The sequence below is a fragment of the Erwinia sp. S38 genome (genome assembly GCF_016624545.1).
Taxonomy (GTDB): domain Bacteria; phylum Pseudomonadota; class Gammaproteobacteria; order Enterobacterales; family Enterobacteriaceae; genus Erwinia; species Erwinia coffeiphila.
Genome location: NZ_JACVTS010000025.1, coordinates 82,664 through 90,526 on the forward strand (window position 1 = coordinate 82,664; position 7,863 = coordinate 90,526).

Here is a 7,863-nt window from a genome sequence, read left to right on the forward strand (position 1 = left end):
ATATCTCACAGAGAATACCAGGGTTATTATGTCTTATCGGGCGCTTTTCGATCATACAGGGTATAATCGACGCAATTCACTTTTTTTCCTGGAGTACTTTATTTTGTCTGGCTGGAATTATCATGTCACCCATTTTGTCACCAGCGCCCCGGATATCCGCCATCTGCCTGCCGATACCGGCATTGAGGTTGCTTTTGCCGGGCGTTCAAACGCGGGTAAATCCAGCGCGCTCAATACGCTGACAAATCAGAAAGGCCTTGCCCGAACCAGTAAAACACCTGGCCGTACCCAGTTAATCAACCTGTTCCAGGTTGCCGAAGGCTACAGACTGGTGGATCTTCCCGGCTATGGTTATGCCGAAGTGCCGGAAGAGATGAAGCTGAAGTGGCAGCGATCGCTGGCAGAATACCTGCAAAAGCGCCAATGCCTGAAGGGGCTGGTAGTCCTGATGGATATTCGCCATCCGCTGAAAGATCTCGACCGTCAGATGGTTATGTGGGCCGTACAGAGCGGAATTGAAGTACTGATCCTGCTGACTAAAGCCGACAAGCTGGCTTCCGGGGCGCGTAAAGCACAGCTGAACGCCGTTCGTGAAGAAGCGAAATCATTCCTCGGCACGGTGGATGTTGAAGTCTTCTCGTCGCTGAAGAAAATTGGCGTGGATAAGCTGAGCCAGAAGCTGGATAGCTGGTATCGCGATATCCCGCCGGCAACCGAAGAAGATGGAATCGACGAGTAACACCGTTTCAGTCATCTTTTGGCAGGCCAGCTTTCTGTTGTTCTGCCGCTCGTATTCGAGCAGTTATTGCGCAAATTCCTGTACGGCGCCCAATAAAAAACGCCCCAGTCATAACGACTGGGGCGGCTAAAATATTCAGCCAAATCCGATTACGTGAAGTAAAAGGTCTGAAAGATAGAACATCTTACCTCTGTACCCTACGAGATAAACTCTACATGATTTTTTGAGCGCTAAAAAGGGTTTTTTGTAGTTAATTTTCAGAAAACGACAGTCAAGATCCAACATTCGTCACATAACGACGCCCTTTCTGTAGCTTAATTACTTAAAAAATGCTTTTAGCTGAAATGGTTAGCGTTACTGGTAACCACAGTATATGCAGGGTCAGAAGCTGAAACGATTAAATAGATTATTTTCTTATCGATGTTTCAGGCCGGGAGAAATGACTACCCGGCCTCTTGCATAAGAGATTAGTGTGCCTGATCCCAGTTATCGCCAACGCCGACATCGACACGCAGCGGCACATCCAGTTTCATACTGCTTTCCATCAGTTGGCGAATCTTATCTGAAGCAGCATCAACGGCATCCGCTCTGACTTCAAATACCAGTTCATCGTGTACCTGCATAATCATCTTCACTGCGGGGTCAGCTTGCTGGAGCAGCCACTCGTCAACGGCAATCATTGCCCGTTTAATAATATCCGCCGCAGTCCCCTGCATCGGGGCGTTAATCGCTGCGCGTTCCGCCGCCTTACGACGCATCACATTGCTGGCTTTGATATCCGGCAGATACAGCCGACGGCCGTCCAGAGTTGAAACGTAGCCTTTTTCAGCGGCCTGCTCACGGGTACTCTCCATATACTGCAATACCCCCGGATAACGCTCGAAGTAGAGGTCCATATATTTCTTCGCTTCACCAGCGCCAATGTTAAGCTGCCGCGACAAACCAAACGCGCTCATGCCGTAAATCAGACCAAAGTTGATCGCTTTCGCGCTACGTCTTTGTTCACCGCTCACGCTGTCCAGCGATACACCAAAGACTTCCGCAGCGGTCGCACGGTGAATATCCTGCTCATTAGCGAATGCAGTCAGCAGCCCTTTATCCTGAGACAGGTGCGCCATGATGCGCAGTTCAATCTGGGAATAGTCGGCGGCGACGATGACGTACCCTTTCGGAGCAATAAACGCCTGACGGATGCGACGCCCTTCGTCGTTGCGCACCGGAATATTTTGCAAGTTAGGATCGCTGGAAGAGAGCCTTCCGGTCGCTGTAACCGTCTGGTGGTAAGAAGTATGCACGCGGCCAGAAAGCGGATTGATCATCTGTGGCAGCTTGTCGGTATAGGTCGACTTCAGCTTAGATAAACCACGGTGCTCAAGGATTACCTTAGGCAGGGGATAGTCGAGGGCCAGCTCGGCAAGCACTTCTTCACTGGTCGACGGCGCGCCGCCCGGCGTTTTCTTGGTCGGTTTGATGCCCTGCTTTTCAAACAGAATCGTTTGCAGCTGCTTCGGTGAAGACAGGTTAAACGGCTCACCAGCAAGCTCATGAGCCCGCAGTTCCAGCTCCGCCAGCCGCGTCCCCAGCTCTTTTGAATGTGCGGCCAGTATGCTCTGGTCGATCAGCACGCCATTACGCTCAATGCGTGAGATAACCGGCACCAGCGGCATTTCGACCTGGTCGAAAACGGCTTTAGGCCCCTGCTCTTTCTCCAGTTCAGGCCACATTTTCAGATGCAGCTGTAGCGTTACGTCGGCGTCTTCTGCCGCGTAGTGTGCCGCCTGCTCGAGGGCTATCTGATTAAAAGTCAGCTGATTCTTACCTTTACCGGCAATCTCTTCAAAGGTCACCGTTTTATGGTTCAGCCAGCGTAATGCCAGGGTATCCATATCATGGCGGCCCGCCACGCTATTCAGTGCATAGGACTCCAGCATGGTATCAAAACGAATACCTTTTAATTCAATATCATAGTTTTTCAGCACGCCACGGTCGTATTTCAGGTTCTGCCCAACTTTCAGCGCGTTATTATCTTCTAACAGTGGTTTAAGACGTGACAGCACGCTGCTGCGATCCAGCTGATCGGGAGCATCCAGATAATCATGCGCTACCGGAAGATAAGCCGCTTCACCCGGTGCGATAGCAAAAGACAGACCCACGATATTGGCACTCAGCGTATCCAGAGAGTCGGTTTCCAGGTCGAAAGCAAAGAGCTCGCTACGCTGGAGTTTTTGCAGCCAGCTTTCAAAGGTCTCTTCATCAAGAATGGTGATGTAACCGTCAGATGACAGTACGCTGGCGGGCTGTTCCTCAGCGGCGGCAGCTTCAGCAGCAGGTGCGGCTTTCGCTTTCGGTGCGGAGGTTCCGCCCACTTTACCCTGTAGCCATTTACCTTCTTCCAGATCGACAATCCAGCGGCGGAACTCATACTGCTTAAACAGGGCCAGCAGTTCTTCCGTCGCCGGCTCATTGACGGTCAACTGGTCACAGGTCCGATCCAGCTCAACGTCAGTCTTAATGGTAGCCAGCTGATAGGATAGCAGCGCCATCTCTTTGTTTTGTTCCAGCTTCGCCGCCATGGTTTTCGCACCGCGGAAGGTTAAACCAGCAACACTGTCGAGATTGGCGTAAATATCCTTAATGCCGCCCAGCCCCTGAAGCAGCGCCTGCGCGGTCTTCTCTCCCACGCCGGGTACACCAGGAATGTTGTCCGACGAGTCACCCATCAGCGCCAGAAAGTCGATAATCAGCGATGGGGGAATACCATATTTTTCCACCACCTCTTCCGGGCCAAGGATGGCATTGTTCATGGTATTGATCAGCGTGATATTCGGCGTGACCAGCTGAGCCATATCTTTATCGCCGGTGCTGATCAGGACGGGTTTCCCCATTTTTTCAGCCGCCAGTGCCAGCGTACCAATCACGTCATCGGCTTCCACTCCGGATACAGCCAGCAGCGGCAGCCCCATGGCCTTCACCATAGTGTGCAGCGGCTCTATCTGTGCGCGGAGGTCATCGGGCATCGGAGGGCGATGGGATTTGTACTCTTCGAACAGTTCGTCACGGAACGTTTTGCCTTTAGCATCAAATACCACCGCTACGTGGCTCGGCTTATATTGCAGTAGCAGACTGCGCAGCATGTTCAGTACGCCATACATTGCTCCGGTAGGTTCACCAGCACTATTGGTCAGTGGGGGGAACGCATGGTAAGCGCGGTACAGGTAGGAAGAGCCATCTACCAGGATCAGCGGGTTTTCTGCAATTTGAGCCATAGGTCGTCACGTTCTTGATTAGTTTTGGATTGGTGTTAAGGATGCCACAGCTCGATATCAAAGATAAAACCGCAATGGCCATAATTGACAGAACAATTGCCGTTTTGCGTAGCATCTCGACAAATTATCCTGTGGATAAGTTTGTGTGTAAATTCAATAACTCTTCTTTATTCGCGAAAAGAGAATAACAAGAGTGAATTTTATAACCATAATATTCAATGTGATACACGAAAAACCGCTAACTTAAAATGGCCTTAGCGGAATTATTATTATGTGGATATTAGTTAAAGGCGTAGCGACGAACGCTGAAAACGAATGGTGTAGAACCGAGATAGATTTTAATTCATTCCGTCTGATTTGCTAGTAAACGGGCAAAAAAAACGCCGGCCTGATAGCCGGCGATTTAAGCAGATTAATTACTTCTGGCCGATCAGGAATTTCACCACGTTCGCGTACTGCTGAACATAGTTATCCATTGAGCTGGTATCCAGGCCACCGTTGTTAACCATATATTTACCGTTAACGAACATGGCCGGAACGCCGCGAAGATCAACATCAACAGCCGCTTTTTCTTGCTGCGCGACCAGTGATTTCACTACAAAGCTATTCCATGCAGCGTCATAATCTTCAGGCTTGATACCGGCGGCTTTTACAAAGGTATCCTTCAGGCTGGCAGGATCGGTAATCGTCTGGGTTTTCTGAATACCATCGAAAATAGGCGCAGTCACTTTATCTTCCACGCCCAGCGCCATGGCTACGGCCCACGCCTGAGTGACGGTTTTACCCATGTCGCCACCTAAGAATTCAACATGGTATTTGGTCACTTTTGCATTAGCCGGCAGGCCTTTTTTTACGGCGTCGCTAACGTGCCAGACGCGCTCAAATTCATAACAGTGCGGGCAGAAGAATGAAAAGAACTCCAGGACCTGCGGCTCTCCGGAAGCGGGTTTGTCCAGCGTGACGTACTGCTGACCATCGGTAAACTGTGCAGCAGATGCGCTGAATGCCAGAACCATACCGACAAGTGCAAACCAAATTTTTTTCATCGTGAAACTCTCTCCTAGTTACTACTCAGTAGGCGTACCAAAGGGTGATCACACCTGGAAATCAGGCATCAGCTGCAACGGAGGTTCCTGCAGCAGCTTGTCCTGCTCATTAAATATGGAAATCTGGCGACGCCAGAAATCCTCATCCGTCATCCACGGGAAACTACCTGGGAAAGCCGGGTCGTCCCATCTGCGAACGACCCACGCCAGATAATAAACCATCCGCATAGCACGTAAAGGCTCAATCAGTGACAATTCGTGAGCATCAAAGTCACAAAACTCACTGTAAGCTTCAAGTAAAATATCCCACTGGATCAGCTGTTCTTGCCGATCGCCGTTAACCAGCATCCATAAATCCTGCACTGCAGGACCATTACGGGCATCGTCCAGATCGACAAAAAGCGGACCATCCCGCCACAGAATATTTCCCGGATGGCAATCACCGTGCAGACGCAGCGGCCGCCACTGAGTATGCCAGCAGTTTTGTAAAGTTGTGCGTAGCCGCTCGATAGAGGCTAATAAACTATCCTTCAGCCCCTTAGGAACCAGCGCGCTGCTGGCCAGTATTTGCAGGGGTTGATCGACATATTCCGCCAGACCGATTGTCGGCCGATGTACAAACGTTTCTCTGCGCCCTGTCTGATGAATGCGACCAAGGAAACGGCCAACCCATTCCAGCTGATCGTAGTTATCCGTCTCATACTGACGGCCACCAAGGCTGGGGAAAACAGCGAACCAAAAACCCTGATGCTGATGCAGCATCTTCCCCTGCAAATTTAACGGCGCGGCGATGGGGACTTCATCCGCCAGTAGTTCGGCGGAGAATTGATGTTCTTCTTCAATCTGCTGCTGCGACCAGCGCTGAGGACGGTAAAACTTTGCAACATAGCGGCGTTTATCTTCATCGGTGAATTGATACACGCGGTTTTCGTAGCTATTCAGCGCCGTCAGCCCGGATTCAACCCGCAGGCCGGTATCCCATAATGCATCGAGGATGGTATCGGGGGTAAGCGTTTGGAAGTTAAAAGCAGCTTCTGTCATCCGGCAGGCTCATTGATAAATGCGTAAGTATAGCCGCTAAGAATATCATCAAATACCGGTGGCTTCGGCTCCAGGAGCAGATTTAATCTTTAATCACCCCACGAGCGCGAAGCAGTGCTGTCTTGAAATCATCCTCATAGTCTTTCTTTAATCCGGGAATTTCCGCACTTTTATCACTGCCCCGCATCTTAAGGTGATAGATCAGAACATCATCCGTAAGTTCTTCAATTGGCTGTTTAAATCCTGCCTCATCGGCCATTTTTTGCAAAAACTGTACAAGATTGAGATCGGGTTCCTGCTGCCATGCAGGCTGTAACAGGCTGATAAGTTCATTGAGGCGATGGCATTTCATATTGTTGTTCCCCGTATAAATGCACTTCAGTTACGATATCAATCTACACGCCAAACTTGAGCAAAGGACATAAAGAATGGCTATTAACTCAAACTCTGAACGTCCGGCTATCACCGGAGTGATCCTCGCTGGCGGCCGCGGTAGCAGAATGGGAGGCCAGGATAAAGGGCTGATCGTTTGGCATCAGCAGCCGCTCTATCACCACGTGTTGCAGCGTTTAAAACCCCAGGTTGATACTGTATGGATTAATGCCAATCGTAACCTTGCGGAATATCAACAGAGTGGCTTTCCGGTTATCACCGATACAATGCCGGATTTTCCCGGCCCACTGGCGGGTATGCTCGCAGCGCTCGAGCAGGCCGATACAGAATGGGTTGCCTTTTCTTCCTGTGATACCCCGCAACTGCCCGACAATATGGTTTCGCATCTATGGCGTAACAAAAACGGCGCGCCGGCGGTCTGGGCTCGATCTGAACAGCGGGATCACCCGGCGCTGGCATTGATGCATCGCAGTCTGGCAAAACAGCTTCGCCAGTATCTTGATTGTGGTAACCGCAGGCTACTGCTTTTTTTACAGCAGGCTGGCGGGCACGGTGTGCTGTTCAGCAACGCCGGTACCGCCTTCAATAATATTAATCATCCCGAAGATCTTAAAAACTGAAAGGAATTCACATAATGATCCCACTTCTGGCTATCTCCGCATGGAGCGGCACAGGAAAAACAACGCTGCTTAAACTGCTAATTCCCGAACTCAAATCACGGGGTATCCGCTGTGGGTTGATCAAACACACTCATCATCAGCTGGAAATTGATACGCCGGGGAAGGACAGTTATGAGCTGCGTAAAGCGGGGGCCGATCAGGTACTGGTTGCCAGTCAGTTACGTTGGGCTTTAATGACAGAAACGCCACAGCAGGATGCGCTCGATCTGCATTATCTTGCCAGCAGAATGGATGCTTCGATGCTAGATCTTATTCTGGTGGAAGGATTTAAGCAGGAAGAAGTCGCAAAAATTGTCCTGCATCGGTCCGGTTCAGGTAAACCACTCCCCTTACAACTGGATCAATGGACGATTGCTGTTGCCAGCGACGTTGATATTGAGTTCGATATGGCCTGTCTGGATTTAAACAACGTTGCTGAGGTTGCTGATTTTATTCAAGTCTGGATGTCGACGCAGATAAATCAGGGTACGCAGTTTTCGTGATGCTGAATACGGTGGTAAAACAGACTACCGGTAACACCGGGGCCGGACTGAAACATATTTTTGAGCGAAAACGGGTGCCAGAAATCGGAAAACCGGCTGGCAGAGGGTCACATCAGGGGCATAAACGGGGGTTATACGGTGTGCAAACGCAAAAAGGCCATCCTCACGGATGGCCTTCTGCTTGATTTGATGCCTGGCAGTTCCCTACTCTCGCAT

At 50.4% G+C, this 7,863-nt stretch carries 7 protein-coding genes; 3 read left to right on the forward strand and 4 right to left on the reverse strand.

Annotated features, from left to right (window positions below; translation table 11 throughout):
- Positions 1-103: 103 nt before the first annotated feature.
- Positions 104-739, forward strand: coding sequence for a ribosome biogenesis GTP-binding protein YihA/YsxC (gene yihA / locus IBT46_RS22750; RefSeq protein ID WP_200547512.1), 636 nt, complete (start codon positions 104-106; stop codon positions 737-739).
- Positions 740-1,206: 467 nt separating this feature from the next.
- Here the strand turns inward: yihA and polA are convergent, their stop codons facing one another.
- From polA to IBT46_RS22770, 4 genes are all read right to left on the reverse strand, one after another.
- Entirely contained in the window at positions 1,207-4,005 is a 2,799-nt protein-coding gene (gene polA, locus IBT46_RS22755; protein ID WP_200547513.1) for a DNA polymerase I, read from the reverse strand.
- A 416-nt stretch (positions 4,006-4,421) separates the two neighbouring features.
- Positions 4,422-5,051 (reverse strand): thiol:disulfide interchange protein DsbA, encoded by a 630-nt coding sequence (gene dsbA / locus IBT46_RS22760; RefSeq protein ID WP_200547514.1) that lies wholly within the window; start codon positions 5,049-5,051, stop codon positions 4,422-4,424.
- Between the two features lie 48 nt (positions 5,052-5,099).
- Complete coding sequence (locus IBT46_RS22765; RefSeq protein ID WP_200547515.1) at positions 5,100-6,092, reverse strand: serine/threonine protein kinase; 993 nt, start codon at positions 6,090-6,092, stop codon at positions 5,100-5,102.
- A gap of 82 nt (positions 6,093-6,174) precedes the next feature.
- A complete protein-coding gene (locus IBT46_RS22770; RefSeq protein ID WP_105594396.1) occupies positions 6,175-6,444 on the reverse strand; it encodes a YihD family protein in 270 nt (89 codons plus the stop codon).
- Between the two features lie 76 nt (positions 6,445-6,520).
- Between IBT46_RS22770 and mobA the strand changes: the two genes are divergently transcribed.
- Positions 6,521-7,105, forward strand: coding sequence for a molybdenum cofactor guanylyltransferase MobA (gene mobA, locus IBT46_RS22775; protein WP_200547516.1), 585 nt, complete (start codon positions 6,521-6,523; stop codon positions 7,103-7,105).
- A gap of 14 nt (positions 7,106-7,119) precedes the next feature.
- Positions 7,120-7,647: a molybdopterin-guanine dinucleotide biosynthesis protein MobB gene (gene mobB, locus IBT46_RS22780; protein WP_200547517.1), complete on the forward strand. Its 528-nt coding sequence runs from the start codon at positions 7,120-7,122 to the stop codon at positions 7,645-7,647.
- Positions 7,648-7,863: the final 216 nt, after the last annotated feature.

Excerpts from the sequence above, each read along its gene's own strand:
- dsbA (WP_200547514.1), bottom strand. The coding sequence starts at position 5,051 with ATGAAAAAAATTTGGTTTGCACTTGTCGGTATGGTTCTGGCATTCAGC.
- mobB (WP_200547517.1), top strand. The coding sequence starts at position 7,120 with ATGATCCCACTTCTGGCTATCTCCGCATGGAGCGGCACAGGAAAAACA.
- IBT46_RS22770 (WP_105594396.1), bottom strand. The coding sequence starts at position 6,444 with ATGAAATGCCATCGCCTCAATGAACTTATCAGCCTGTTACAGCCTGCA.
- IBT46_RS22765 (WP_200547515.1), bottom strand. The coding sequence starts at position 6,092 with ATGACAGAAGCTGCTTTTAACTTCCAAACGCTTACCCCCGATACCATC.
- mobA (WP_200547516.1), top strand. The coding sequence starts at position 6,521 with ATGGCTATTAACTCAAACTCTGAACGTCCGGCTATCACCGGAGTGATC.
- polA (WP_200547513.1), bottom strand. The coding sequence starts at position 4,005 with ATGGCTCAAATTGCAGAAAACCCGCTGATCCTGGTAGATGGCTCTTCC.